24 protein-coding genes are annotated in these 24,738 nt (G+C 49.4%); 6 read left to right on the forward strand and 18 right to left on the reverse strand.

Features of this window, described 5'->3' with window-relative positions; genetic code table 11:
• Nucleotides 1-38: 38 nt before the first annotated feature.
• Entirely contained in the window at nucleotides 39-1,469 is a 1,431-nt protein-coding gene (locus J0A65_RS18660) for a sodium-dependent transporter (RefSeq protein WP_206595851.1), read from the reverse strand.
• Between the two features lie 276 nt (nucleotides 1,470-1,745).
• Between J0A65_RS18660 and msrA the strand changes: the two genes are divergently transcribed.
• Nucleotides 1,746-2,288 (forward strand): peptide-methionine (S)-S-oxide reductase MsrA, encoded by a 543-nt coding sequence (msrA, locus tag J0A65_RS18665; protein ID WP_206595852.1) that lies wholly within the window; start codon nucleotides 1,746-1,748, stop codon nucleotides 2,286-2,288.
• A gap of 6 nt (nucleotides 2,289-2,294) precedes the next feature.
• Here msrA and J0A65_RS18670 read toward each other — a convergent pair whose 3' ends face one another.
• The 8 genes from J0A65_RS18670 to purE all read right to left on the reverse strand — a co-directional run bounded on the left by J0A65_RS18670 (nucleotide 2,295) and on the right by purE (nucleotide 11,673).
• Nucleotides 2,295-3,764, reverse strand: a complete 1,470-nt coding sequence (locus J0A65_RS18670) for a sensor histidine kinase (RefSeq protein WP_206595853.1) — start codon at nucleotides 3,762-3,764, stop codon at nucleotides 2,295-2,297.
• The gene (locus tag J0A65_RS18675) at nucleotides 3,761-4,474 is read right to left on the reverse strand and encodes a response regulator transcription factor (RefSeq protein WP_206595854.1); all 714 of its coding nucleotides are present in this window, start codon (nucleotides 4,472-4,474) and stop codon (nucleotides 3,761-3,763) included. The genes J0A65_RS18670 and J0A65_RS18675 overlap by 4 nt, the downstream gene beginning before the upstream one ends.
• Before the next feature lie 7 nt (nucleotides 4,475-4,481).
• Entirely contained in the window at nucleotides 4,482-5,201 is a 720-nt protein-coding gene (locus J0A65_RS18680; protein WP_206595855.1) for a spondin domain-containing protein, read from the reverse strand.
• Nucleotides 5,202-5,211: 10 nt separating this feature from the next.
• Complete coding sequence (locus J0A65_RS18685; protein WP_206595856.1) at nucleotides 5,212-5,910, reverse strand: spondin domain-containing protein; 699 nt, start codon at nucleotides 5,908-5,910, stop codon at nucleotides 5,212-5,214.
• A gap of 90 nt (nucleotides 5,911-6,000) precedes the next feature.
• On the reverse strand, nucleotides 6,001-8,949 hold the full coding sequence (locus J0A65_RS18690; protein WP_206595857.1) for a ligand-binding sensor domain-containing diguanylate cyclase: 2,949 nt from the start codon (nucleotides 8,947-8,949) through the stop codon (nucleotides 6,001-6,003).
• Between the two features lie 141 nt (nucleotides 8,950-9,090).
• Nucleotides 9,091-9,936 (reverse strand): thioredoxin, encoded by an 846-nt coding sequence (trxA, locus tag J0A65_RS18695; RefSeq protein ID WP_206595858.1) that lies wholly within the window; start codon nucleotides 9,934-9,936, stop codon nucleotides 9,091-9,093.
• A 109-nt stretch (nucleotides 9,937-10,045) separates the two neighbouring features.
• Nucleotides 10,046-11,185: a 5-(carboxyamino)imidazole ribonucleotide synthase gene (locus tag J0A65_RS18700; RefSeq protein WP_206595859.1), complete on the reverse strand. Its 1,140-nt coding sequence runs from the start codon at nucleotides 11,183-11,185 to the stop codon at nucleotides 10,046-10,048.
• Nucleotides 11,182-11,673, reverse strand: coding sequence for a 5-(carboxyamino)imidazole ribonucleotide mutase (purE, locus tag J0A65_RS18705; RefSeq protein WP_206595860.1), 492 nt, complete (start codon nucleotides 11,671-11,673; stop codon nucleotides 11,182-11,184). Before purE ends, J0A65_RS18700 begins: the two co-directional genes overlap by 4 nt.
• A gap of 331 nt (nucleotides 11,674-12,004) precedes the next feature.
• Here purE and nhaA point away from each other — a divergent pair, with 331 nt between their 5' ends.
• Nucleotides 12,005-13,180: a Na+/H+ antiporter NhaA gene (nhaA, locus tag J0A65_RS18710; protein WP_206595861.1), complete on the forward strand. Its 1,176-nt coding sequence runs from the start codon at nucleotides 12,005-12,007 to the stop codon at nucleotides 13,178-13,180.
• Here the strand turns inward: nhaA and J0A65_RS18715 are convergent, their stop codons facing one another.
• Nucleotides 13,181-13,426 (reverse strand): hypothetical protein, encoded by a 246-nt coding sequence (locus J0A65_RS18715; RefSeq protein ID WP_206595862.1) that lies wholly within the window; start codon nucleotides 13,424-13,426, stop codon nucleotides 13,181-13,183.
• 250 nt (nucleotides 13,427-13,676) lie between these two features.
• Between J0A65_RS18715 and J0A65_RS18720 the strand changes: the two genes are divergently transcribed.
• The 3 genes from J0A65_RS18720 to trmB are packed head-to-tail and all read left to right on the forward strand — an operon-like array spanning nucleotide 13,677 to nucleotide 16,049.
• Entirely contained in the window at nucleotides 13,677-14,627 is a 951-nt protein-coding gene (locus tag J0A65_RS18720) for an ABC transporter ATP-binding protein (RefSeq protein ID WP_206595863.1), read from the forward strand.
• A complete protein-coding gene (locus tag J0A65_RS18725; protein ID WP_206595864.1) occupies nucleotides 14,620-15,390 on the forward strand; it encodes an ABC transporter permease in 771 nt (256 codons plus the stop codon). Before J0A65_RS18720 ends, J0A65_RS18725 begins: the two co-directional genes overlap by 8 nt.
• Complete coding sequence (gene trmB / locus J0A65_RS18730; RefSeq protein WP_206595865.1) at nucleotides 15,390-16,049, forward strand: tRNA (guanine(46)-N(7))-methyltransferase TrmB; 660 nt, start codon at nucleotides 15,390-15,392, stop codon at nucleotides 16,047-16,049. The genes J0A65_RS18725 and trmB overlap by 1 nt, the downstream gene beginning before the upstream one ends.
• Before the next feature lie 46 nt (nucleotides 16,050-16,095).
• On the opposite strand, the gene J0A65_RS18735 is transcribed toward trmB, so the two are convergent.
• Together J0A65_RS18735 and J0A65_RS18740 are read right to left on the reverse strand one after the other, a co-directional pair.
• Nucleotides 16,096-16,773, reverse strand: a complete 678-nt coding sequence (locus J0A65_RS18735; protein WP_206595866.1) for a nitroreductase family protein — start codon at nucleotides 16,771-16,773, stop codon at nucleotides 16,096-16,098.
• Between the two features lie 146 nt (nucleotides 16,774-16,919).
• Nucleotides 16,920-17,633: an EAL domain-containing protein gene (locus J0A65_RS18740; protein WP_206595867.1), complete on the reverse strand. Its 714-nt coding sequence runs from the start codon at nucleotides 17,631-17,633 to the stop codon at nucleotides 16,920-16,922.
• A 147-nt stretch (nucleotides 17,634-17,780) separates the two neighbouring features.
• Here J0A65_RS18740 and panP point away from each other — a divergent pair, with 147 nt between their 5' ends.
• On the forward strand, nucleotides 17,781-19,391 hold the full coding sequence (panP, locus tag J0A65_RS18745) for a pyridoxal-dependent aspartate 1-decarboxylase PanP (RefSeq protein WP_206595883.1): 1,611 nt from the start codon (nucleotides 17,781-17,783) through the stop codon (nucleotides 19,389-19,391).
• A gap of 7 nt (nucleotides 19,392-19,398) precedes the next feature.
• Here panP and J0A65_RS18750 read toward each other — a convergent pair whose 3' ends face one another.
• From J0A65_RS18750 to gluQRS, 6 genes are all read right to left on the reverse strand, one after another.
• Nucleotides 19,399-20,097, reverse strand: coding sequence for a hypothetical protein (locus tag J0A65_RS18750; protein WP_206595868.1), 699 nt, complete (start codon nucleotides 20,095-20,097; stop codon nucleotides 19,399-19,401).
• Nucleotides 20,098-20,134: 37 nt separating this feature from the next.
• The gene (gene panC / locus J0A65_RS18755) at nucleotides 20,135-20,989 is read right to left on the reverse strand and encodes a pantoate--beta-alanine ligase (protein ID WP_206595869.1); all 855 of its coding nucleotides are present in this window, start codon (nucleotides 20,987-20,989) and stop codon (nucleotides 20,135-20,137) included.
• Between the two features lie 8 nt (nucleotides 20,990-20,997).
• On the reverse strand, nucleotides 20,998-21,792 hold the full coding sequence (gene panB, locus J0A65_RS18760) for a 3-methyl-2-oxobutanoate hydroxymethyltransferase (RefSeq protein ID WP_206595870.1): 795 nt from the start codon (nucleotides 21,790-21,792) through the stop codon (nucleotides 20,998-21,000).
• Nucleotides 21,793-21,864: 72 nt separating this feature from the next.
• Nucleotides 21,865-22,380 carry a 2-amino-4-hydroxy-6-hydroxymethyldihydropteridine diphosphokinase gene (gene folK / locus J0A65_RS18765; RefSeq protein ID WP_206595871.1) on the reverse strand — a complete coding sequence of 172 codons (516 nt, stop codon included), beginning with the start codon at nucleotides 22,378-22,380 and terminating at the stop codon, nucleotides 21,865-21,867.
• On the reverse strand, nucleotides 22,380-23,684 hold the full coding sequence (gene pcnB / locus J0A65_RS18770) for a polynucleotide adenylyltransferase PcnB (RefSeq protein ID WP_206595884.1): 1,305 nt from the start codon (nucleotides 23,682-23,684) through the stop codon (nucleotides 22,380-22,382). Before pcnB ends, folK begins: the two co-directional genes overlap by 1 nt.
• A 161-nt stretch (nucleotides 23,685-23,845) precedes the next feature.
• A complete protein-coding gene (gene gluQRS, locus J0A65_RS18775) occupies nucleotides 23,846-24,733 on the reverse strand; it encodes a tRNA glutamyl-Q(34) synthetase GluQRS (protein ID WP_206595872.1) in 888 nt (295 codons plus the stop codon).
• Nucleotides 24,734-24,738 lie beyond the last annotated feature (5 nt).

Below are 24,738 nucleotides of genomic sequence, written 5' to 3' on the forward strand. Positions count from 1 at the left end.
GCAGCCTTGGCTGCCTTTATTTTTCAAGGAAGTCTCTGTCAGAACAACAGGTTCTTGCCAAAGAATACCGTTGAGACAGTGTTTACGAAGATAACAGCCAAGATCACAGGAATAAAAGTCCCCAGCGAGAAGTTGACATACTTCTGCAGCAAGGACCCAGCAAAGGTACTGTTACCTTGGCTGATTTCCGCATCAAAGTTCTGCTTACGCCATTTGTAGATAACAAATAAACACAGCAACAGGCCGTTCAGTGGCAAGATAGTTTCATAGAAAATATCGTACACCACATCAAAGAACGACTTGGTCAAAGGCTCACCCGCAGCATTCAAACCATAAGAAGTCAGGTTGGAGAACAGCTCAACCCGGCCAAATGACAAGGCACAGATGATCGCAAGCAAGACCATGCCACCGCCAAGGAAGAACAGCGCCTTACGACGGCCGACGCCCTTACCATCCATCAGGCTGGCAACCGGCACTTCAATAATGGAGACCAACGAAGTGAGGGCGGCAAAGAATACCAACAGAAAGAAAAAGCTGGCGATAAAGGACGCACCGAAATAACCAATGTCAGATTGCAGCGCCAGGAAAATCTTCGGCAGGAAGGTGAAGATCATACTAATGCTCGACTCAGACAAAGTGCTGAGCTGCACATCAGGGTTGAATGAGAATACCGCTGGTAAAATCAATAAGCCTGAGCAAGCCGCTACTAATAGCGACAAGCCGGCTACCATTTTACCGGCCTGCACAATGTTGTTTTCTTTTTGGATGTAAGAACCGTAAGTGATCAGAATGCCCATGGCCAGTGATAAGGAAAAGAAGGCCTGTGCCAATGCACCATTTAATACTTTGCCTGTTAACTTATCGAACTCAGGGATAAGGAAGAACTTCACCCCCAGCACCGCGTTTTCCAGCGTCATCACATAAATAACCAAGGCTATCAGCATCAGGAACAGTAAAGGCATCAACACCTTAGCAGCCTTTTCTATGCCCCTTTTCACGCCCCCTTGCAGAATGAGGAACGTCAGGCCAATGACCACCGCCATATAAACAAACAGCTCATCGCTGTTGATAAAAACGCCAAAACTCTCTGGGGCGGCCAGAATATTCAGTTGTCCCAGCACTGATTTGGCCAGATAGCCGAATATCCATACAGTGATGACCATATAAAACACACCAATCATAAAGGGCGTGATAACCGACATCCAGCCAACCGTGCGCCAGGCACGATTCTGACCTATCTCTGTGTAGGCACCCAGCGGATTCTGCCGGGTATGACGGCCCAGACTCATCTCGGCAAGCATCACAGGTAAACAAATAAAAAATACGAAAATGGCGTACATAATCAAGAAAGCGGCACCGCCGTTCTTACTTGCCATAACAGGGAATGCGACCAGATTGCCTATGCCCACTGCCGACCCTGCGGCAGCCAGGACGAATCCCAGGCTGGAACTGAATTCTTCACGCTTCATAACGTCGTGGACTCCTGGAGTTTATCGTTGTAGTTGTGTTCCGGATGGCCGATGTTAACAGCCAAGTAACAAAATGTCTTTGCCGTAAACGTAAATATTCGTGCCCTCAGCAGGCCGCGGATTATCAGTGGTTGGCAAAAAAGCGTCAGCAGAATAACGGGCCGGCTTCTAAAGCGCACTTTGATTGAGATATTATGATGATAATTCCGGTCTGATCTACGACGCGAACGTTAATTGAGCTTGTATTGATGCGGGCTTATCACGCAAGAGGTAAAAATGGCAAAGACTATTCATCAGGCTACATTAGCCGGTGGTTGTTTCTGGTGTATTGAATCGGCATTTAATGCCTTGCAGGGCATTGAGTCTGCATACTCCGGCTACGCTGGCGGTCATATGCAAAACCCGACTTATAAAGCGGTTTGCGAGGGTGATACAGGGCACGCCGAAGTGGTTCGCATAAACTATGATGCCGACCAGCTCAGTTATCGGGATATTTTGGAAATTTTCTTTGCTTTACACGATCCAACGCAACTGAACCGCCAAGGCAATGACGTTGGCACCCAGTATCGCAGTGCGATTTTTTATCATAACGATGAACAGAAAGCTGTGGCAGAATCTCTGATAAAAGAGTTGGCAGAACAAGATATCTGGCCAGACCCTATTGTTACTGAAGTCACCGCGCTGAGTAATTATCATCAGGCAGAAGACTATCACCAAGACTATTTCCGCAACAATCCGCAGAATCAATACTGCAATATGGTGGTAGCTCCAAAACTGGCCAAATTCCGGCAGAAATTTGCAGCTCGTCTTAAAGACTGAGGTCGATTAATAGGAAGCCTGCTTCAATTCAAAGCTAAAGCAGGTTCCTTTACCCAACTCACTTTGTACTTTAAGTTCAGAGTCTAGCAGTGCCATCAGTTTTTTACTGATGGCAAGCCCCAACCCTGTATGCAAGGTGCGATCTTCCTGACTGTTGCTAGCCCGGTATCTGGCATCAAAAATATAAGCAAGCTCGTTTTGACCAATACCCACACCTGTGTCCTGCACTTCCACCCGAACTTTACCATCCCGTAAAACTAAGCGAATGTTAATACGCCCCCCAGAAGGAGTATGACGCAGCGCATTTTCGAGCAAATTGGTCAACACCCGTTCCAACTTGGCAATATCAGCAAATACCTGACAGCCGCAATGTTCTGGGAAGATATGTAACTCAACACCTTTTTTTCCGGCACTTAGAGCGAACTTTGCGACTACGTCGTACAACAACTCACCGAGTGGAAAAGCTTCCTGGCTCAGGGTGATCTGTCCCCCCTCCAAATAAGCTAGCTCAAAAATTTGATCAATAAGGCGCTTGAGATTACGAGCATTCTTAAGTGAGACTTCAACAAAGCGTCTGCGCTCAGACTCACTTAGGCTTTGTTCATTCAATGCCAGCGTTTCAATATACCCCTGTAAATTCGCCAAAGGTGTTCGCAAATCATGGGATAAGTCGGCCAGCAATATTCGTCTCTGCTCGTCCAGTTGCCGCATTTTTTCAAACTGCGCATTAATTTGTGCCGCCATTTCTTGAAACGCACAACCTAGTTGGTGTACTTCACTGTGATTCTGGCTTGTACATTGCTCCGGTTTAAGCACTTGGGCGTTGGCACGAAACTCCTGCATGGTAACAGTGAGTTTCTGTAAAGGTCGGGTAAAAAAGCGAAACAGCCCCAAAAGCACAATCAGCAAAAAGAACAGGGTGGTTGCCACCCATAAAGCTAGTTGTTGCAATGCTGTACTTTCCCATACCTTAGCAAACACCGAATCATAGGCCTCGCCGCCAATGATCATATACAGATAGCCTTGCAAGTTTCCGTCTTTGTTAACTGGTGCCGCAGAGAATATTTTTTGACCAAGAGGGTTTCTCGGGTCATCACCCAAAACCGGTACAGTATCAGGATGCTCAAGCAACTGTGAGATAGGCGTCAGGCTAACCGCCGCGCGCCTAATTTTATCGGGCTTAGCCGAGTACGTCAGAATTTTCCCGTTTGGATCCAAGTAATAAAATTCAAAACTGGGACCAAGCAGCATCAACGTATGAAATAAGTTTTCCAGCCCCTGGTAATCGTAAACACCATCAGCCAAAAGGGGATTATCGTGTACCAGATGTGCAGCCAAGTTCAGGTGTAAGCGCTGTTCAGCTTCCAGTCGAGTACGAGTGTGTAACTCACTACTCCACCAATAAAACACACCCAATATCAGCATAAATACCAATACCAGAGATATCGCCAAGCGCTGGTAAAGGGACAAACTCATGCCTGCACTCCGTGAGGGCTGAGTTTGTATCCTACACCCCAGACAGTTTGGATGATCTGTGGTTGGTTGGGATTTTTCTCTACTTTATTGCGCAGCCGATTAATGTGGGAATTTACGGTATGCTCATAGCCACTATGATGGTAACCCCATACAGACTCTAGTAATTGGCTGCGGCTAAACACCTGGTTAGGATGACGGGCCAGATAGTAGAGCAGTTCAAACTCCGTTGCTGTCAGCTCTAAGGCTTGTTGTCCCAAACTGGCCACATGCTGCACTTGATCAATACAAAGACGCCCCAGATGCAGCTTAGCATGTGCGGCCATCCTATCCTGCTGACCAAGTAATGAGGCCCGACGCAACTGTGCACGAACTCTTGCTTGCAATTCCCTGACACTGAACGGCTTAGTCATATAGTCATCGGCGCCCAGCTCTAAACCAACCACTCTGTCCATCTCGGTATCTTTAGCGGTTAACATTAGGATGGCCTGAGCGGGCCTGGCTTGCCGCACTTGGCGACAAATATCCAGGCCGTTGATATCAGGTAACATTAAATCCAACAGCAGTAACGCATATTCATCTGACAAAGCCTCAGCCACAGCCTCACGGCCCTGATTAATGTGGCTTATTTGTATACCAATCTCCTGAAGATTAACTCTGACAAGCTCAGCAATGTCAGGATCATCTTCAACAAGCAACACCTTGTCAGTCATAGTAACGTTACTCCACCCGGGTAATACGTATCCTGATAGCAGGGTTATCAAAACGATGCATCTGAGTTAACACTGAGTCGGCTTTACCATCATCCTGGCGAACTACACCAGGGTGCATAGCGACAAAATCAACATCATCCCGCATAGCATCAAAGCCAACGCCACCATCAGCCGGACCTGGGATGGTGCCAGCTAATTCAGAATTTGCCTCAGTACCCGCATCATATATACCGGATGTCATACTCCAACTGTCATTAAGCTGCATGGCATCCAGATTCAGTCCAGTTAGACCGGTAAAGGCATCATTGGTATTCACCAACATTGTCACTAAGGTCAGATTGGCAGATTCTGTTGCCTCAAGCTGCAGACTAAAAGTCTGGCTCATACCTGGCTCTAGGGGACCATCTGCTGAAGCCGTGACTTTATTACCAGCCAGCGACAACAAAGCCGAGTTATCACCACCTTCCGCTATTCGCTCGACTTCTACAGAAGCCATTTGCCCGATCTCCCACAAAGCACCTTCATTTCTGAGCAACAATGCAGCAGGGGACAAAGGCTGGCCATAGGTTAGATTACTGAGTGTCACCTCAAAGGTTTTCATCTCAATTGGTGGGGGCGTGGGGGGCGGATTACTTACCACTGGCTCATTATCACTGCCGCAGGCAGTAAGTCCGCCTAGTATTGTCAAACCCACCGCTAATCGCACTGTTGAATTAACTAGCTTCATCTTGGGCCCCTCAGTTAACAATCACTGTGACCTTGGCCACCGGATTCAGCCAACGCTGTACAGTACTGTCAATATCGCTTTTCCCGCCGGTAGCATTACTGTCACCGAGATTACCGCGATGTATATGCACGGTTTGGTTGCTTTCTTCAGTGGTTACACCCGTACCACCATGCCCGATCAGCGCTTCCAATGGCGGTGGCACAGGGAAACCCGCTTCACCTGGCATTCCACTACCGCGTGCCTCATTATTCGCTTCAGTACCAGCATCATAGCCATTTAGATAGATGTGATAAGTACCGGGTTCAGATGGAATAGGCCAACTATCCAGACCAACAAAGCCATCATTAGTGGGCAGCAACATGCCAACCAGTGACAAGCTCGCGTTGCCTTCATCATTGGAGAGCATGCCACTGGCCATCATTCCGGGTTCTAATAATCCACCGGCCGGATTCTCAAGATTATTTGCACCGCCATTACCCATCTGATTAGCCAAAAGCTCTATATTGCCGCCTTCCGCCATGGCTTGCAGTTCAGCGCTGGCGTGCTCGCCAGTTCTGAACAACATCATTTCCTCGGGATGTGCGCTAATTAAGAGTGGGGTGAAGTAAATCCCCTGAGTCAGATTCTGAACATGAATTTCTAGATCTGCAGCATGACTGGCAGTGGAAGCCAGCAGCAGCGCAGTAAATACTGAGAGTTTGTTTTTCATTGCCTTTCCTCTTTATTTGTTTGAGGAACAAGCATCGGAGGAAATTATCGCAAAAGTATCACGAGATATTCACAATTTGATAAAGCACAGTTATGACGCCACACATGTCATATTTCGGCCCCCTTGTTTGGCCTGGTAGAGTGCAGTATCTGCGGCTTGTAACAATTGTTCCGTGTTTTGCCCATGGCGATATTCAGCAAGCCCCAGGCTAGCACTGAGCGTCAGACCCGTCGCTATTTCACTGCAATTTATATGCATAACAGCTAACCTCAATCTTTCCGCCAACTTAACACCAGCCTCCCTATCCGTATTGGGCAGTAGCACAGCAAATTCTTCGCCCCCCCAACGGGCAACCAGATCGACTTCACGACTATGATGACGTAACGTATTGGCTACCAGTTGCAATACCGCATCACCGGCGGCGTGCGACCAGTTGTCGTTAATCTGCTTAAAATGGTCTAGATCCAGTAACAACAGGCAAAAGGGTGCAGTTTGGCGATTCGCCCGCGAGAATTCACGCTGCAAGGCTTCATCAAATGCGCGACGATTTGCCAGCCCCGTAAGACTGTCCTGTCTGGCTTGTTGTTCAAAGGCTTCAGCTTGCTGACGGATCTTTTCCAGCAACTGTGATTTATCCCAATTCGCTTGCTGAAGAGAAAAGGTCTGCTGCCGCAATGCCAATGTCTGTTCTTCCACTTTGTCTTGCAGACGTTGCGAAGCGCGCTGCAATGCCAGTAGCCGCCATTTAACTGCCACTATCAGCAATAACACGAATACGACGGATAATGCCAGCCAAAAGCCCGTTCGCTGCCATACTCGGGGAGGAATATAGAAGGTAATTTGCGCATCTGTGCCCACCCACTCTCCATTTGGATAGCTAGCCATCACGTGAAAGCGATACTCACCCGGTGCCAGGCTGGTATATTCGGCACTATTGTGTGTGCCTCTTGACACCCAGGCCTTATCAAAACCATCCAGGCGGGTGCGATACCGAATGCGCTGAGACACCACATAACCTAAACCAGCAAATTGAAATTCTATACGGCTCACGCCTTCAGGCAGGATGAGTCGCTCAGACGGGATATAGTCTTTGCCATCAACCTGCACATGTTCTATGACAACCGGCATGTTGTAATCACCAAATTGCCGGAGACGCTCGGGTTTAACCACAGACGCGCCCTTGGAGGTAGCAACCCAGACATGACCTTGTGCATTCAGACTCATCGCGGGATTTGAACCACCATTGGCCTGGGCACTGACCATACCGTCAGACTCGCCAAACAAGCTGTACTCCACCTGTCCACCTTGCCCGTCCAGAATGCCAGCCACTTGCGCAAAACTCAGTCTAAGAACACCTCTATTACTGCTCAGCCACAGATTGCCTAGTAAATCTTCACTCACTTGAAAATACTTATCAAAAGGCATTCCAATGTCTCGACCTAGTATGGCTAAATGACCATCCCGGTATCGATAGCGAATCAGGCCACGGTCAGTGGCCATCCATAGCGCCTGCTTGTCTGCCTGCTCATAAAGGTCAAAAACAAATTGCGCCCCATCCAAACCACTAATATCCAGAGGATACACCTTACCATCTTGCCAACGGGCAACCCCCGTCGCGGTACCAATCCAGATACCATGCTGACTGGTTTCAAGTAAGGCCACTGCGAAATCACTGGGCAACCCATCCTCAACCTTTAAAGTCTTAAATTGTTTTCCCTTGAAGATGTTAACTCCTGATGCGGTAGCAACCCAAAGCCGTCCATCTTTGGCTGGTAGAATGGCTCGGACCTCGTTTGAGAGCAGCCCGTCATCACGAGCGATAAACTCTACTTCCTGACCATCCTGCCATTTAACCAAGCCATGGGTAAAAGTGCCCACCCACAGGCCGCCGTCAGGCGCTTCGGCCAAACTCAGTATGGTCTGACTGATCCGCTCACCGTTAAGTACTCTGATACCCGACTCGTCAATAAGATTGACGCCTTTGCTAGTGCCAATCCATACCCGCTGCTGCGTATCAACCAATACTGTGCGCACAAAATTATCCGTCAGCCCCTGCGCTTGTGTCAGGGTTCGAAAGGCCGCATCGCGCAAACGGAACAGGCCACCATTAGTGCCTAGCCAAAGGCTGTTTTCACTGTCCTTGAACATGGCGGTGATACGCTCGTTCGGCAGGCCATCTTGTTGACCAAGGTGTTCTAAACCGTATCGGCCCAGCCGGTAAACGCCATGGCCTATAGTTCCAAGCCATAGCTCATCCTCATCCATCAGCAATTTTGATATTGCGATATCGGTCAGTTGACCATGCAAAAGGGTAAAGTTATCGCGGTCTTGTCGGTAGGCCCCGGCCTCTGTACCTACCAAAAGCCGCTGCTGGTTATCCAGTGTCAACGCAAAAATTGGCCCCGATGGCAGGCCTGGAACCTCGGTTAACCTGATTTTTTGTTTGTCGTCAACGACAAATAACCCATTAGCCGTTCCCACCCATATTCGGCCTTGCGCATCTTCTTGTAAGCTGAATATGCTTAATGAACTGAGTCCCTGTTCAGCGGCAAAGTATGTTCTATTTCCTTCGTTGTCCTGGCGGACTAGTCCAGCGCCGTCAGTGCCAAACCAGAGATTCCCTTGCTTGTCACATAGCATACTGCGAATAAGGGCTGGCGCTATCTCCAGTGCCTGCCAAGCACCATTATGTTGAATACTTATCCCACCTCGGGCACTGGCAACCAATAATCCACCGTCACAATTCTGTTCCAGGGTATACACACCATCATCGGGGAGTTTAGTCAAATGGCCTCGGCCAAACGCCTTGAATTCCCGCCCATTAAAACGGCTGACCCCCTCCCAGGTTGCGAACCACAGATATCCGTCTTTTGTTTGAGCTATGCTGTTTATTGTATTGTGCGGTAAGCCATCCCTTGTCGTCCATTGCTCACGGAAAAAGTCATGCAGTCGGCCATCCGAAGCCAGAGCAAAAACGCTATTCAGCAGATTTAACAAACAAGCCAAGGCGAATATTCTGAGCACGGATTTCAGACTCAAGATAGTTCCAACTACTTATTCGACCCGACAAACATTCATCGGGCAAGAAAATGGAGGGATGAAAACTGCCCAAAATCTATCCGCATGTCAACCAAATGCGACCAACAGATATTCAGGCAAGGCGGGTATCCCCGCTCCAGGTTAGTATAACAGGCTATATAACTTACGGCGGTACTGACTTGCTAATGGGTCGCCACTGGGTAAGGCATTCAGGCAATCAAGCAACACTTTTCTGGCATCACCGAAAGCTAAATCCTGCTGCAGCACAGACATCAGTATATTCAGAGCCTCTTCAACCCGATTGGCTTGCTGAAATTGCACAGCCAGCTTCACTTTCAACTCCAGATTATCCGGCTGTTGCTCCAAGGCATCTTGCAGCGCTTTAATTTCAGGACTTTCTGCGGCTTGTTCTGCAAGTTCAATCCGCCCTTTCAGGCTTTGATACTGCGCGTCCTGATCAACCATGCCAATGCTAGCCAATAATTCCTTAGCTTGTTGTATACGGCCAAGCACCAAATAAGCTTCGATCAAAACAAACTTAATATCTGCACGCTGTGTATCCAAATCATGGGCTTGTTTTGCCAAACCGTAGGCTTGCTGCGCATCGCCTTCATCGAGTAACAAGCGCGCCTGTTCCAGTAAGGTGTCAGCTGGACTGGGCAAATGCTTTTCCAGCATGGCACGAATCTCAGACTCGCTCTGCAACCCAGCAAAACCGTCTATAGGCTGTCCATCTTTGACAAGGATGACGGTAGGTAGGCTACGTACACCGAATTGCATCGCAATTTGTTGCTGCTCATCACAGTTGACCTTAGCCAAAATTAAGTGCTGGGCATACTCGCCAGCCAACTTTGCCAGTATTGGCATCAGGTTTTTGCATGGTTCACACCAATCAGCCCAAAAATCAACCATAACCAGTTTTTGCTGAGAGGCTTCCAACATCACTTGCTGAAAATTGTTCAAATCAACGTGAATAATATTTTCCACAATTCTTTCCAAAATTAGACATCCAGATGGTGTTACCTGAGATTATCGGGACAAAAAACACTTTTACAAGACTCTATCCTGATACAACAAAGGGCCGTCAGGCCCTTCATCAGATGGATTGCAGTTTCTGACCTTCAGCGCGCAAATGCGGAAAGTGGCTGTCAGGAAGATAATCTGCCAGATCCAACATAATCCGGCCTAACTTCGCATAGTTTTCGCCAACCAGATTAATATGCCCCATCTTGCGTTTGACTCGGACGCTTTTGCCGTACCAATGCAAATGGCAGCCGCCGATCTTCAGCAGTTCCAAATTGAGTTTGTCATAGCCAATAATATTAACCATAGCGCTGGCACCGAATGCCTGCGTATCACCTAATGGCAAACCACAAATAGCGCGTAGGTGATTCTCAAATTGGCAGGTGTCAGCCCCTTGCATGCTCCAATGCCCTGAATTGTGTACACGCGGTGCAATTTCATTGACCAAAAGTTGTTCCCCAACCTGGAAAAACTCAACAGCCAAGACGCCGATATAACCCAGTCCGTCAGCCAGACGCGTGAAAATATCCTCAGCTTGCGCGGTCAATGCAGCACTGCACCCTGGAGCCGGAGCGATAGACACATGCAACTGCCCCTGATGATGCAGATTTTCTGCCAGCGGATAAAACTTAACCAGGCCTTCCTTGCTGCGTATACCAACCAAAGACACTTCTCGGTCAAACAGGGACATCTGCTCAACTACAAGGGGAACAGTATGCAAATCCAGTCCCGCCAATTCCTGTTTCAGGGCAGGTAAATCCTGGCGAGAGGCCAGACGCCACTGGCCATAACCATCGTACCCATCGCGGCTGGCTTTTAAGATAAGCTTCTCACCCAGCGCATCAACGACTTCATCCAATTGTGCTACATCATCAACGATTCGGTGAGCGCAGTTAGGGATAGCCAAACGCTCAAGCAAACGCTTTTCCCGTACCCGGTCAGCCCCGGTCAGGATAGCTTCCATTCCAGGCAACAACTTGCCTGTTTTTCGCGCCTGCTCCAGAAGATCTTCGGGAATATGTTCAAACTCCACAGAGATCGCATCAGCATCAAGCATGGCTTCGTCCAAGGTAATGGACAAAGGCATTTTGCTGACCGGATTAACGACAATCCTTGACCCTACATCAACGGCTGAAACTTCAATTCCCAACGGTGCCCCTGCCAGGTACATCATCCTGGCTAACTGGCCGGCACCAAAGATCAAGACCTTCATTCAGGCAACTCCAGGGTTTGATTAGCTAAAACCATGTCCGTCTGAGCCTTGCGAAATGCTTTAATGCGTTCAGTGAGCGCTTTATCACTAACCGCCAGTATTTGCGCTGCCAGTAACCCTGCATTAGCCGCACCGGCCTCTCCAATGGCCAAAGTCCCCACAGCAACACCTTTAGGCATCTGCACAATAGAATACAGCGAATCAACGCCACTCAAGGCTTTTGACTTTACTGGCACGCCTAATACAGGCAAATGAGTATGCGCCGCAATCATGCCTGGCAAATGCGCAGCACCACCAGCACCGGCAATGATGACCTCAAAGCCCTGCTCGGCCGCACTATTGGCAAACTCACACAACAGATCAGGTGTGCGGTGCGCAGACACAACTCTGGCAGTAAAATCCACACCTAGCTCTTTCAACATCAGGGCGGCCTGCTGCATGGTAGGCCAGTCTGACTGCGACCCCATCACAATGGCGACTTTGGGCATCATAGCTCCTCATTAATTCACAAAAAGCAAACCAACCGGGTAAGGTCTCTATGCCTTAGCCTGCAGGCTGGAAAAACAGATGCGCGATTGTACATTAAACTGCCCCTCAGCCAAAGCGCCACCAAGGTCTACAGTGATTGAACCCTTAGGAATTGTTATTCCGTCGTAAAGCCGCCAGGTGACCACTTGAAAATCAATCAGTTAAGCCATAAATATGCGCACTGACCGGCAAACTTGAACCGCTTTTACTGGCGGCGGCCTCAGGAATAGCTGACAATAATACCGGGACGCAGACCAGCCCCCTTATAACGAATAATGGAGTCACGCCCCTATGAATGCATTGAAGGACTTTTTCAAACTGGAGTCAGCGAGCGGCATCTTACTGATGATTGCCGCCGCCCTCGCCCTTATCGTAGCCAACTCTCCACTGGCTGCGCTGTATGACTCATTTCTAAATATTCCGGTGGCCGTGCAAGTGGGCAAACTGGAAATTGCCAAGCCGCTGTTGCTGTGGATAAACGACGGTTTTATGGCGATCTTCTTCTTTCTGGTTGGCTTGGAATTAAAACGCGAAATACGTTCCGGCCAGTTATCTAAACCTGACAACATAATGCTTCCGGCTATTGGTGCGCTGGGCGGCATGGTTGTGCCAGCGGCTATCTACGTATTTTTCACCATCGGTGATGATCATGCCTTATCTGGCTGGGCGATTCCGGCTGCTACAGATATCGCCTTTGCCTTGGGTGTGTTAGCACTACTGGGAAGCCGAATTCCCACCAGCCTGAAAATATTTTTGGTTTCCCTGGCCATTATTGATGACATCGGCGCCATTTTGATTATCGCGCTGTTTTACACTAACAATATTTCTACCGGGCCTTTGATAGTAGCTGGCCTTAGCCTGTTTGTACTGTGGTGGATGAACAAGCGCAATGTCACAGAAATCGCATCTTATGTATTGATTGGTGTTGTGCTTTGGGTTGCTATGCTTAAATCTGGTGTGCACGCTACGTTGGCAGGTGTACTACTAGCCTTCTTCATACCCATGTATGACAAGAAAAAAGCCGGATATCTTCCGGTCCAGGAGTTGGAGCACAGCCTTCATCCTGCCGTAGCCTATGTCATCCTGCCTTTATTTGCCTTCGCCAATGCTGGCATCAATTTCTCAGATATGGGTATGGAGTCTATTGCACATCCGGTAACCCTTGGGGTTCTGCTCGGGTTGTTTGTTGGTAAGCAAGTGGGCGTTTTTGGTTTCTGCTATGTCGCAATAAAATTGAAACTGACCAAGCTCCCCTCAGATATCAGCATGATACAGTTGTACGGTACAGCCTTGCTGTGCGGTGTAGGTTTTACCATGAGTTTGTTCATAGGTTCATTAGCCTTTGAAGAAACTGGAATGAAATTAGCCTTTGATGAGCGTGTAGGCATACTTGGCGGTTCATTGCTTTCAGCGGTGGCCGGTTACCTGGTCCTACGTATGTGCTGCAAAGATAAAAACGCAGCCTGATTACTCAGGCTGCGTTTCTTCCTGACCTGCATTTTGGGGCACTTGCAATAACTGCAGTGCCCCCCGACAACCTACTAAGGCCTTTTCATGGTCCATTATTTCCAAGGCCTGTTCAATAATCAAAGCCAGCTCTGGCAGGGTGTCATGCAAGGGCCCCGCGAGCAGTTCAACTTGTTGCAAGGCTTCAACATCTGAGCTTTCCAACAGTTGCTGATAATCTCCTTCAGCGTCTTTGCGCAATTGCATTGGCAGTCATGGCAATGATGGGCAAGCTATCATTCCCCAGCACTTGTCTTATCGCCCAGGTCACCGCGTAACCATCCATTTGAAGCTTATCACCATATTTTTATCTGGTGCTTAGCTTCGATATTAGTCTGAAGATTCATTGCTGTTGAAAACAAACAGGCGCTTGAAAAGTGTCCTGACCATCCCAACCTTTGAACGATCGCTTAATCCTAAGCCACCATCCTGCCACACCAAACTGGATAATCAAAAAATGCGAAATGCTTTGGAAATTAAGGGGCTGCGTAAAACCTACAGAGGTAATGTAGAAGCCCTTAAAGGTATAGACCTGACTGTAAAGGAAGGCGACTTTTTTGCCCTGTTAGGGCCCAATGGAGCGGGTAAATCGACCACCATTGGCATTATCGCCAGCCTGGTTAACAAGTCAGACGGCAAAGTCGTGATATTTGGCGATGATATGGATAAAGATCTGGTTAAGGCCAAGTCGCATATTGGCTTAGTGCCGCAGGAATTCAATTTTAATCAGTTTGAGACCTTACTGCAGATTGTTTGCAATCAGGCGGGTTATTATGGGGTTCCACGCCCGCTTGCCTTACAGCGCGCAGAAAAATACCTCAAACAGCTGGATTTATGGGAAAAGCGCAATATGGCGGCCCGTACCTTATCCGGCGGTATGAAGCGGCGTTTGATGATCGCAAGGGCCTTAATGCACGAGCCCAAAGTACTAATTCTGGATGAGCCCACAGCCGGTGTAGATATAGAAATCCGTCGCTCTATGTGGACCTTCCTGCAGGAGATAAACCGTCAGGGCATTACTATTATCCTGACCACCCATTATCTGGAAGAAGCGGAGATGCTGTGTCGTAATATCGCTATTATCGACAAAGGTCGCATCATCGAAAACACCAGCATGAAAGGTCTGTTGTCCAAACTGAATATTGAAACTTTCATTCTCGACCTGCCCGCCAACAGCCTGAAACCGCAGTTGCAGGGCTTTGCCTACCGTCAAACTGATGACCATACATTGGAAGTGGATGTCCCCAAAGCAACGGGTCTGAATGGCGTATTCAGCCAACTTTCCGAACAAGGTATTCAAGTGCTGAGTATGCGTAATAAATCCAACCGACTAGAAGAGCTATTTGTTCGTCTTGTCGAAGACGGTCGCACCCAAACTTCGGCTTCCAAGGAGGCACAACATGGCTAATTTGCAGTTTACCGCCCTTAAAACCCTGTGGCGTAAGGAATGCACACGTTTTTTGCGCATTTGGGTGCAAACTTTGGTACCTCCCGCCATTACCATGAGCCTGTACTTTGTGATTTTCGGTAGCCTGATCGGTAGCCGCATTGGCGAGATGGGTGGCTTCAGCTATATGGAGTTTATTGTGCCCGGCCTGATTATGATGTCGGTGATCACCAATGCTTACGCCAATGTGTCATCGTCCTTCTTCAGCGCCAAATTTCAGCGTAACGTTGAAGAGCTTCTGGTCGCTCCATTGTCTAACTGGATAATCATCCTCGGCTTTGTTGGTGGCGGCGTCGCCCGTGCCTTATTGGTTGGACTGATTGTAACCCTGGTATCACTGTTATTCGTGGATATACAGATTCACCACCCAGTGATGCTGGTCGCCACACTGGTATTAACCGCCACTTTGTTTGCGGCCGCAGGGCTGGTGAATGCGGTTTATGCCAAAACCTTTGATGACATCAGTGTGATCCCTACCTTTGTACTGACCCCACTCACCTATTTGGGCGGTGTATTTTACTCATTAATCCTGCTGCCTGAATTCTGGCAATGGGTAAGTAAAGCTAACCCCATAGTGTATATGGTCAATGGTTTCCGTTATGGTTTCCTGGGCGTGTCCGATGTAGGCATTGGCACCTCCATCGCGGTGCTGCTAGCCTTTAATCTGGCGTTATTCGCCACCGCATGGCATCTGATCAATAAAGGCGTGGGGATCCGTAGCTGATGGGTGAGTCTAAAATTGTCACCAGTAACCAAGATGGTCCACATGAAAAGCTGGAAGAGCTGGTTAAACGCCACCTGAGCAGTCAATCGCAAAAGCCCTTCAGCCAGCACACACTGGAGGCCTTTGCCGAGGCAAAGGCCTGGCTGGGCGACTGGCAAGGACCACTGATTATGGACTCATGCTGCGGCGTGGGGGAAAGCACTGCCGTTATCGCAGCACTCTATCCTGAGGCTAAAGTCATTGGCGTGGACAAGTCTGCTCTGCGCACCGGCAAACACGAGCGCGGTTATGCGGTGGATCAGGACAACTATCTGGTGCTGCGCGCGGATTTAAACGACTTCTGGCGTCTGGCTTATCAAAGTGGCTGGAAACTGCAGCGACATTTCCTGCTATACCCCAATCCCTGGCCAAAATCCATGCACGTTAAACGTCGCTGGCATGGGGGGGCGTCATTTGCCGATATTCTTAAGCTGGGCGGCACCCTTACCGTGCGCAGTAATTGGCCTTTGTATATTGAAGAGTTTGCGCTGGCATTGGCTATAGCCGGCGTGACAGCCACACCAGCGCTATATCAAGCGGACGAACCCATGACACCATTCGAACGTAAGTACTGGGCCAGTGGCCAGCAAAGCTGGCAGTTGGAAGTTGACTTGCCCTAAAAACACAAAGCCCCCGCCGATGCGGGGCTTTTCTTTGCAAACCGACTTAGAGAAAGGTAGATATCTCACTCAGGTCTTTTTTCACCAAGGCATGTTCGGGCACTGTGGCGTCCTCGGCGGGATAACCCGCAATCAATAGCATATAGGGTCGCTCGTTATCCGGATTGCGCTGGCATATCTCGGTAAGAAAGCTCATGGGCTTGGGTGTATGAGTCAGTGTCACCAATCCCGCTTGATGCAACGCCTGGATCAGAAACCCCGTGGCCAGTCCAACAGACTCATGTACATAGTAGTTCTGCTGATTATCTTCCGCATGAATGCCACCACGCTTTTGGCTAAACACCGCAATAAGCCAGGGCGCCGTCTCAAGATAAGGTTTCTGCGCATCTGTCCCCAAAGGTTTAAGTGCCCCCAGCCACTCTTCGCCGGCACGCCCTTCATAAAAGGAGCGCTCCAGAGCTTCAGCCTGCTCGCGAATCTGACGTTTTAGATCAGCATCCTGAATTGCCACGAAATGCCAGGGTTGATGATTTGCACCACTTGGCGCGGTTCCTGCTGAGCGTATGCAAGTTTCGATAAGTTCTTTACTGACCGGCTTATCTGAAAAGGAGCGAATGGTATGACGGCGCTGACAACTGGCATAAAAAGCTTGGGCCCGAGCGAGCATTTCGTCCGGGGAAAATTCCTGATAATCCGTCAGGGGAACGCAGGCATGATCTTGCATGAAAAGTCCTTGGCAGTAATAAGGTAAACGCATAAGTACCTTATCCTTACCGGACTGGTCAATTCACCGGACGAAGATGACCTGCTACATTTTATTTACAACTGTCAAGAATCGCGGCCATCGCGCTTCATGACCAAAAGCACTGATTAATTTAAAAAGGCCTGGGGACGGCTGAAATAGAATCCTTGGCCATAGCGAATTCCCAATCCCTGTACTGCCTCCAATGCACTTTGGTCTTCAATATGCTCGGCAATTACGGCGATATTGCGCTCATCAGCCAATTGATTCAGGTAACCAACAAAATCAAGCGCTTCCTGGCTTTTGACGACTTGCCGAATCAACGAACCATCGACTTTTACGCCGTCTATGGGCAGGTCAAGGATACTGGTGATATTGCTGGAAATAGCGCCAAAATGATCGACAAACAATCTGACATTCAACGTCTTACATATGGCCAGGAAAGACATAAAGTCATCACGATAATCAAACGCGGTAGATGCCATCAACTCCAGGGTCACCCTGCTGGGATCGGGATAGTTATCCAGAAATTCAGCCAGGAACTTGGCAAACCCAGGCTCCACAATATCCTGCTGGCTGATATTGATACTAAAGGCCATGTTGTTGTTACGAAAATAACTGGCACAGTTGTAGAAAATCCGCTGGCTCAGCTCTCCGAAGCATTGATGACGCTCCACCAGGTAGAGAAACTCACTGGGTAAAAAGGTTCGTTCGTCATCGGTGACAAGCCGGGCCAGGCACTCATAACTCCACACCGCATGATGCTGCAGATCCATTATCGGCTGGAAATAGGGCACGATACGCTCCATATCGAACAAACCAGCTATCTCTTTAATTCGCATGCAATTTCTTCTTATCAACCCGATAATCTCAATATAGCAGCGCTATTGCCGGGCGGATACCAATTTGTCCAGCTCACTTTGCAGTGGATGACGCCAGAGGGGAAAAAGGGTAAAGTCCGCGTCCGGACGGTTGAATAGAGAATGTCAGTGACCAACGCCCAAGCCAGCCTGGCACATCTGTATCGAGTTTTTACCAAGCCAGAAGGTCAGGATTCCAAGCTGGCACAAATAGAGCGCCATTTGTCTGACAACCTCGCGGATTTTCTATCCCGGCACGTCGTCGCCAGCAACCGCTCTCTGGAAGATATCGAGCAGGACTTCAACCAGTCACTCATTCCTGAGCAGCCCCAGTTTGTCTCCGAGCATGCAGAACAGCTACTAGACAAGCTGGTAGCCCATTCGGTCAATACTTATTCCCCCCGCTTTATCGGCCATATGACCTCAGCGCTCCCCTATTTTCATCTGAGCTTGGCTAAATTGCTGGTAGGCCTTAACCAGAATCTGGTCAAAATTGAAACGTCCAAGGCCTTTACGCCTCTGGAGCGTCAGGTGCTGGGTATGATTCACCGTCTGGTTTACAAACATGATGACAGTTTCTACCAGCAGTACCTGCACAATGCTAACCGCAGTCTGGGTAGTTTTTGCAGCGGCGGCACCATCGCCAATATCTCGGCCTTGTGGGTAGCCCGCAACCGGCTTTTTGCCCCCAGAGGGCAATTTCGCGGTATAAGCCAAGATGGCTTGCTGGCAGGAATGCAAGAATACGGCTACCAAAAACTCTCTGTTATCACCTCCCGGCGTGGTCATTATTCACTGGGTAAAGCGGTAGATGTGCTGGGTCTGGGTCGTCAGAGTCTGTTGACGCTGCCCTGCCCTAATCAGACTTTAGATCCGCAACTTGCGCTTAAAGAGGGCCAAGCGATACTGGCCCAGGGAGGCAAAGTCATGGCCCTGATTGCCCTGGCCGGTACGACAGAGACCGGTCACATCGACCCACTGGATGAACTGGCAGATGTCGCGGCTGAATTAGGCTGTCACTTGCACGTAGATGCGGCCTGGGGTGGTGCAACCTTGTTTTCACGTCGCTATGGCGGCTTGCTCAAAGGAATTGAACGAGCAGACTCCGTAACCTTGGATGCCCATAAGCAGATGTATGTCCCCATGGGGGCCGGTATGGTGCTGTTTAAAGATCCTGATGCGGGTAATCAGGTCCGTCATCACGCGCAATACATTCTGCGCCAGGGCTCAAAAGATCTGGGCGCCACTAGTCTGGAAGGTTCGCGTAACGGTATGGCGATGATGCTGTATGCGTCATTACATATTCTCGGCAGAAACGGGTACGAACTGTTGATTGATCAAAGCATCGAAAAAGCCAAAGCCTTCGCTGCCATGATTGAAGCGCACCCACACTTTCAACTGACCACCTCCCCGGTGCTGTGTTTACTGACCTATCGGTATGTGCCGCAGGCGGTCCAAGAGAGACTGCTGGTCGAACCGCAGCTTGCCAACAGTCTACATCCCCTGCTGGACGAATTGACTGTGGCGATTCAGAAACACCAGCGGGAATCCGGACATTCCTTTGTTTCCCGCACCCGGCTGGAGACGCAGGATTATCCGCAGCAGGCCATTAACGTATTTCGTGTGGTCCTGGCCAACCCGCTGACCAGCGCAGACGACTTGACTGAAATTCTAGCGGAGCAGCATAGATTAGCCGTTACTCTGCCACAATTTCGGCAGGTCATGGAGGCGTTAGGCTGAGTGTCAATCAGTGCATATCAGCCCGGTTGCTCTGGCTATCTCTCACCACCTTACCTAGTTCTCTTTCCACGCTTGGAATCAAGTCCACGTAACGTCGGTGTAGATAATGAAAGACCATGTCACTGTATACCGCTGGTAACGAAATCTGAATACCGCCTGAGTCAATCATTTGGATATTCTCGTAAGACAATGCCACAACAGCATACTTAATGCGTTTAATCTCAAGCAGTTTAAGGATTTGTTCATGGGATACCAGTTCCAGACGCTGCGCTTTGCGATGGCGCAAGGCAAAACTCATGGCGTTCTCTCCGCCCAGTAACGCCACTGTCTGCTTGGGATCATCCAGTATTGGTTGCTGACACACGGTGTCAGCAGCACAAACCAGATACACTTCGACATTCATCAAAGGCACATTGACCTTGAGCATTTCCGGCAACTGCTGTTCGACCAGGGAAAATTTTGCCGCAATGCCGTCAACCTCGCCGCGATTTCCCACCATGAATTCACGTTCTCCGGCCACCTGAGTAAATTGCACAGTGATACCAAGACGGTCGTAAGCCATGCGCAGGTCGTTTTCAATCAGAGAAATTTGCGGATGTTCAATAGTGCTGATTAGCAGGCTGGGACGAGCAGGTGCTGCCCCGGTTGTCAAACTGTACGCCCCCAGCCACAAACATAAAAAGGCAGGCTTAAAACTGGTACCCATAAGTGTCCTTCTTCTTGATACCAGAAAAGTGTAGCCGCTATTCCGTTAGCTCCACCTGGATATTATCAATTAACCTGGCGCGTCCCAAAAATGCAGCGCCCAATATTACCAGATGGGTATCTTCATGGCTGGGATGCAATAGGGACTCCGCCGAGCGGATCTCTATATAGTCAGGTTTAAATCCGTCATCCAGCAGCTTTTGCTTGTGCTCCTGAATCAGGCGCGAGAAATCACGGCGGCCCAGTTGAATCGCATCGGCGATGGACTTAAGGTGACGATATAACGCTGGAGCAATTTCCCGTTCGGCCGTCGTCAGATAGTTGTTCCTGGAGCTCATAGCCAGGCCATCACCTTCTCGGACCGTCGATACACCATGGATCTTTAGGTTCATAGACAAATCCGTGACCATGGCTTTAATCACCTGGAGTTGCTGGAAATCTTTCTCGCCGAAGAAGGCATGGTTTGGCTGTACCATATTGAACAGCTTACAGACGATAGTGGCTACGCCACGAAAATGCCCAGGACGACTGGCCCCACAAATCATATATGAGATGCCAGGAACCTCGACAAAAGTTTGCTGCTCCAGGCCACGCGGGTAGATATCCTCAACCTGCGGGGTAAATACAACATCTACCCCCAAAGATTCCAGGGCAGCCAGATCATGTGCCATAGTGCGCGGATAGGCAGCCAGGTCCTCGTCTGGACCAAACTGCAAGGGGTTAACGAAGATAGACACCACAACAATGTCGGTGACTTCCCGGGCTTCTTTAACTAAGCGCAAATGGCCATGGTGCAGATTACCCATGGTCGGCACAAATCCTATGACCTTACCTTCTAGTTGCCAGCGTCGTCTGATGTCTCGCAGGCTGGCAATATCACTGATCACTTGCATCATTTACCTCAACTAAAACTATGCTGCTCGGTTGGGAAGTCGCCATTTTTGACTTCTTCGATATACAAGCTGACGGCTTTACGAATATCACCGGTTACGGCCAAATAATTCTTGGAAAACTTCGGCATATAGTTTGCGCTGATACCCAACATATCGTGCATCACCAATACCTGGCCATCGGTATGTGGACCGGCACCTATACCTATTACCGGAATGCTCAGTGTCTGACTGATTCGTTGACCAAGCTCGGTAGGAATACATTCCAGCACCAATAGTTGGATACCGGCCTGTTCCAAGGCCTGAGCCTGGGCAAGAATATCCTCGGCAGCCTGCTCGTCACGGCCTTGCACTTTAAAGCCGCCAAACTTGTGTACGGATTGGGGTGTCAGGCCAAGGTGACCACAAACCGGCACACCGCGTTCTGTCAGTCCTTTAATACTCTCGACTAACCAAGAGCCACCTTCCATTTTGACCATTTCAGCCCCTGCCGCCATTAACCTGGCAGCATTGGCATAAGTTTGCTCGGCAGTGGCATAAGACATAAAGGGCATATCAGCGACCACAAAGGCACGCTTAGCGCCGTTTTTTACCGACTTAGTGTGATAGGCCATTTGCTCTATGGTTACGGGTAAGGTGCTGTCTTCCCCCATCAAAACCATACCCAGAGAGTCACCTATCAACATCACTTCGATACCTTGCTCGTCAAATAGCTTGGCAAAGCTGGCATCATAAGCCGTGATAACACTGATTCGCTCACCCTCTTGCTTCATTTTAGCCAGAGTTGAGATCGTCACTTTCTTCATAGGTTTCCCCCACGTCGCTACAAGCGATTTATCCCACCAGAACGGAGTTACCGTCCCCTTGGTACACCGAAGTCAGCATACCGCCAGAGCGTCGTGTACTTGGTTGCTATCCAGCAAGGTTAGCAGACCATTGGCCGGACAATTTGCCAATAAGCTTGTCAGCTTTTGTCCATCCGGCATTTGCAGCGCTGGCGCTATCTCATACAACGGGTACAACACAAACTCCCGGTCTGCCATTCCATAGTGTGGAACCGTCAGATCGGGTAACTCAATAACTTGTTGGCCATACAGCAGAATATCCAGGTCCAAGGTTCTGGCGCCCCAGCGACGCTCTCGTACCCGCCCCTGATCATTTTCAATAGCTTGTAAGACCCTTAACAAATCAAGTGGAGACAGATCGGTTTCAACCGCCGCCACGGCATTCACATAATCGGGCTGATCCTGAGGCCCCATAGGCTTGCTGGTATAAAAAGAAGAACAGCGGACCAACCTACCAATATCCGGATGATTCAACATGCGCAGTGCTTGCAGTAACTGAGCCTGGGGCTGGCTTAGATTACTGCCAAGCCCAATATAACAAAGGTTCATCAGGCTTGTGGCTTCTTGCTGGTGCGAGGTCGTCTGCGTCGACGGGTATTGCGCTTGCCACTGTCTCTTTCCTGCAAACGCTCGAGCATGGTTTTACGCTGTTCAGCATCCGCGTGCTGAAACTCAGTCCACCAGCTAGCCAGACTTTCCAACTCACCACCTTCAATACCGGCCCGCAGCAAAAGGAAATCATAACCAGCCCGGAATTTCGGATGTTCTAACAGCATGTAGGCACGGCGACCAAAACGTCTGCTCAGACGATGCTGCAATGCCCAAATATCTCTGATAGGTAAGGTAAAACGCTTGGGAATCATAATGCGCTGCAATTGACGATGCAGCACATCGTTCATGGCCATGTTAAAGGCGTCCTGATTGCTTAAACCACCCTCTGCTTGCAACTGTTGGCTACGCAACTCCACCGGATACCAAAGTAATGCGGCATAAATAAAAGCAGGAGTAACGCGCATGTCCGCGTTAATACGTTCATCGGTATTAATCAGCACCTGCTCGACAAACTGGCACTCTTTGCTACCTGGTACTTTAAGCATGGGCTGCAATTGTGGGAAAAGCTGGGCAAACAGGCCGTATTGTTGCAACAAACGGTAGGTTTCCAACCCCTTACCGGATAAAAACAGTTTCAGCACTTCTTCAAACAAACGCGCCGGCGGGATATTGGCCAGTAAGGGAGCCAGATGTGGAATAATATCACCGGCTTCTTTGGAAATTTGCATATCCAGCTTGGCAGCAAAGCGCACTGCCCGCAGCATGCGCACTGGGTCCTCGCGATAGCGGGTTTCCGGATCACCAATCAGATGGATCTTGCGCTCCTTCAGCGCCTGCATACCACCAGCAAAATCCGTGACACTGAAATCAGCAATGTTGTAATACATGGCATTGCATGTGAAGTCACGTCGCTGTGCGTCTTCTTCAATGCTACCGAAAACGTTATCACGCAGGATCAAGCCTTCATCGCTGTGCTTGCTTTGCTTGTCATCCACCTCGTCAGATTGCGATTGGTGATGTCCACGGAAAGTAGCCACCTCAATAATTTCTTTACCAAAAACCACATGCGCCAAGCGAAAACGGCGACCAATCAGCCGGCAATTGCGAAACAGCGCCTTAACCTGCTCAGGTTCAGCGTCCGTGGCCACATCAAAGTCCTTTGGGTGTAAACCAAGCAGCAGGTCACGTACGCAACCGCCTACCAAATGCGCCTGAAAACCGGCATTGTGCAGTCGGTACAATACTTTCAAGGCATTGTCACTGATGTCCTGACGGGAAATGCCATGCTCTGCACGAGGAATGCTCACAGGGGTAAGCTTGATCTTGGCAGGCTGGCCGGAAAGCACCTGTTTGACCTTGTTTATAACACGGGAAATGATAATGCTGTCTCCTGCACTGCCCATGAGCCTAAAAAATGGGCGCTAATAATATACCAGCAAGGGCAAAAAGAGAATCGACGTGCTTAGTGTGATGATAGTTCAAGTTGCACTTCCCGGTGACGAGGAAGCCGCGAGATTTGCCAGTTAGCCACGGCCCAGTTTAGCAAGCTGTCCACTTGATCAAAATCGGCCAGCAACTCCTTGCCAAAACCCAAAATAGCCAGAGCTTGACGAATATTATCTAAAGCTTGCCTGCCTTGCAGAGCCGGCGCGTGATTCTGTTTGCTGAGTTTAAAACCAGGTTTGCTGACCGCCAGGGGTAAATGCAACCAACTCGGCGCTAATGCGCCAAGTGCGTGATACAGAGCAATCTGTAATACTGTCGCTTCCAGCAAGTCAGCCCCTCGTACCACCTCAGTGATGCCTTGCTCAATATCATCGGCTACCACCGCCAGTTGGTAGGCATATAATCCATCTTTGCGGCGAATCACAAAGTCTTCTTCGGCTAACTCGGGTCCAACCTCAATGTTACCCAGATGCCTATCGGTAAATCCATGCACAGGTTTTTGATTTAAGAAACGAATGGCTGCAGGTCCGCTTTTTTCACGGGGACCTGCACAGCGAATATGCCCCCCGGCCGCTTTTATCTGTGCCCGGGTGCACTGACAAGAATAACTTTGCCCGGCATCCGCCAGCCTTGCCAATATGGCCTCATATCGCGCTGATTGCTGACTCTGATAGAGCACCTGTCCATCCCATGTCAATCCATGCTCCTGCAACTGCTGTAGGATAAGTGCTGAAGCGCCCACAAGCTCTCTGGGCGGATCAATATCTTCAATACGCACCAGCCACTTGCCATTTTGACTACGTGCCTGCAAAAAACTACCAAGCGCAGCAACTAACGAGCCTAGATGTAATGGGCCGGAAGGAGATGGCGCGAAACGCCCGATGTAAAGAGAGGATTCAGACATGGGGA

This window comes from Bowmanella yangjiangensis, from assembly GCF_017255015.1.
Taxonomy (GTDB): domain Bacteria; phylum Pseudomonadota; class Gammaproteobacteria; order Enterobacterales; family Alteromonadaceae; genus Bowmanella; species Bowmanella yangjiangensis.

Coding starts and splice junctions, on each gene's coding strand:
- J0A65_RS18660 (WP_206595851.1), bottom strand. CDS start 1,469: ATGAAGCGTGAAGAATTCAGTTCCAGCCTGGGATTCGTCCTGGCTGCC.
- msrA (WP_206595852.1), top strand. CDS start 1,746: ATGGCAAAGACTATTCATCAGGCTACATTAGCCGGTGGTTGTTTCTGG.
- J0A65_RS18670 (WP_206595853.1), bottom strand. CDS start 3,764: ATGAGTTTGTCCCTTTACCAGCGCTTGGCGATATCTCTGGTATTGGTA.
- J0A65_RS18675 (WP_206595854.1), bottom strand. CDS start 4,474: ATGACTGACAAGGTGTTGCTTGTTGAAGATGATCCTGACATTGCTGAG.
- J0A65_RS18680 (WP_206595855.1), bottom strand. CDS start 5,201: ATGAAGCTAGTTAATTCAACAGTGCGATTAGCGGTGGGTTTGACAATA.
- J0A65_RS18685 (WP_206595856.1), bottom strand. CDS start 5,910: ATGAAAAACAAACTCTCAGTATTTACTGCGCTGCTGCTGGCTTCCACT.
- J0A65_RS18700 (WP_206595859.1), bottom strand. CDS start 11,185: ATGAAGGTCTTGATCTTTGGTGCCGGCCAGTTAGCCAGGATGATGTAC.
- purE (WP_206595860.1), bottom strand. CDS start 11,673: ATGCCCAAAGTCGCCATTGTGATGGGGTCGCAGTCAGACTGGCCTACC.
- nhaA (WP_206595861.1), top strand. CDS start 12,005: ATGAATGCATTGAAGGACTTTTTCAAACTGGAGTCAGCGAGCGGCATC.
- J0A65_RS18715 (WP_206595862.1), bottom strand. CDS start 13,426: ATGCAATTGCGCAAAGACGCTGAAGGAGATTATCAGCAACTGTTGGAA.
- J0A65_RS18720 (WP_206595863.1), top strand. CDS start 13,677: ATGCGAAATGCTTTGGAAATTAAGGGGCTGCGTAAAACCTACAGAGGT.
- J0A65_RS18725 (WP_206595864.1), top strand. CDS start 14,620: ATGGCTAATTTGCAGTTTACCGCCCTTAAAACCCTGTGGCGTAAGGAA.
- trmB (WP_206595865.1), top strand. CDS start 15,390: ATGGGTGAGTCTAAAATTGTCACCAGTAACCAAGATGGTCCACATGAA.
- J0A65_RS18735 (WP_206595866.1), bottom strand. CDS start 16,773: ATGCAAGATCATGCCTGCGTTCCCCTGACGGATTATCAGGAATTTTCC.
- J0A65_RS18740 (WP_206595867.1), bottom strand. CDS start 17,633: ATGCGAATTAAAGAGATAGCTGGTTTGTTCGATATGGAGCGTATCGTG.
- J0A65_RS18750 (WP_206595868.1), bottom strand. CDS start 20,097: ATGGGTACCAGTTTTAAGCCTGCCTTTTTATGTTTGTGGCTGGGGGCG.
- panC (WP_206595869.1), bottom strand. CDS start 20,989: ATGCAAGTGATCAGTGATATTGCCAGCCTGCGAGACATCAGACGACGC.
- panB (WP_206595870.1), bottom strand. CDS start 21,792: ATGAAGAAAGTGACGATCTCAACTCTGGCTAAAATGAAGCAAGAGGGT.
- folK (WP_206595871.1), bottom strand. CDS start 22,380: ATGAACCTTTGTTATATTGGGCTTGGCAGTAATCTAAGCCAGCCCCAG.
- gluQRS (WP_206595872.1), bottom strand. CDS start 24,733: ATGTCTGAATCCTCTCTTTACATCGGGCGTTTCGCGCCATCTCCTTCC.